The following is a 786-nucleotide window of genomic DNA, read 5'->3' as shown; positions in this document are numbered from 1 at the left end:
GCTTCGCACTGTTTGTTCGATTATTTATGGTTTCACCACTGGAGAATCTTCGATAGTCCATAATCTCCGCACAACACGCAAGACTCGATACTGGTGGTTGGCTAGACCTTTCCAGACAAGGACTTTCACCTTGTAAGATGCGCCAAGCTTTGCTTGTCGCACCAACGCCACTTATTGCATTGCTATATTTTTTCCCACTTGTACCAAGGTCCATGATGTTCTCGGTAGTAAGCCTTATAATTTTGCTGACAATAACAACAAATACAAAGTTCATAATCTGGCCAGCCGTTTTCGAGCTTTGTTTTCTCCACGACCTTTATATGCCCTAACCTTTCTTCTTTCAAGGGAGTATACAGGGAAGCCATTGTATATAAATTACAAAGACACTGTTCTGTAGATTTAACAAAGTCTAATTTTAGTATTGCAAAATGAGGATATCGCCTTCCATCATAAAAATAATCAGAATGACCAATTCGAGAATCGAGAATAAGCGCTGATGCCTCAGATATTGGCTTCAAGTGTTTAGAAAGAGATTTGAGCCTACCAACATCTCTCAATTCAATAATTTCATTTAAAGCATTACGATGCTCATCTAAATCACCTGAAAAAAGCTTGGTAAATAGAGGATCTTTTTCGGTTTTCGTAAAAACCATCAGCAGCTTTTTAAAAAAGCCAATTGAACAGGAAATCCAAATTAAAATGATTAATAAGAGCAGAATGTAAATCATAAAAACATAACGCCCGGCTCACGCGCCGGTTTGGAGCCGCGAAGCGGCGGAAAATCGG

General features: G+C 39.2%; 1 protein-coding gene. It reads right to left on the bottom strand.

Features of this window, described 5'->3' with window-relative positions:
* Nucleotides 1-182 precede the first annotated feature (182 nt).
* Nucleotides 183-728, bottom strand: coding sequence for a hypothetical protein (locus DS2_RS19380; RefSeq protein ID WP_035016739.1), 546 nt, complete (start codon nucleotides 726-728; stop codon nucleotides 183-185).
* Nucleotides 729-786: the final 58 nt, after the last annotated feature.

The organism is Catenovulum agarivorans DS-2 (assembly GCF_000568405.1).
GTDB lineage: Bacteria > Pseudomonadota > Gammaproteobacteria > Enterobacterales > Alteromonadaceae > Catenovulum > Catenovulum agarivorans_A.
This window is presented reverse-complemented; position numbering and strand designations above follow the sequence as displayed.

Bases quoted from the DNA above. Each gene is read 5' to 3' on its own strand.
- DS2_RS19380 (WP_035016739.1), bottom strand. From the start codon at position 728: ATGATTTACATTCTGCTCTTATTAATCATTTTAATTTGGATTTCCTGT.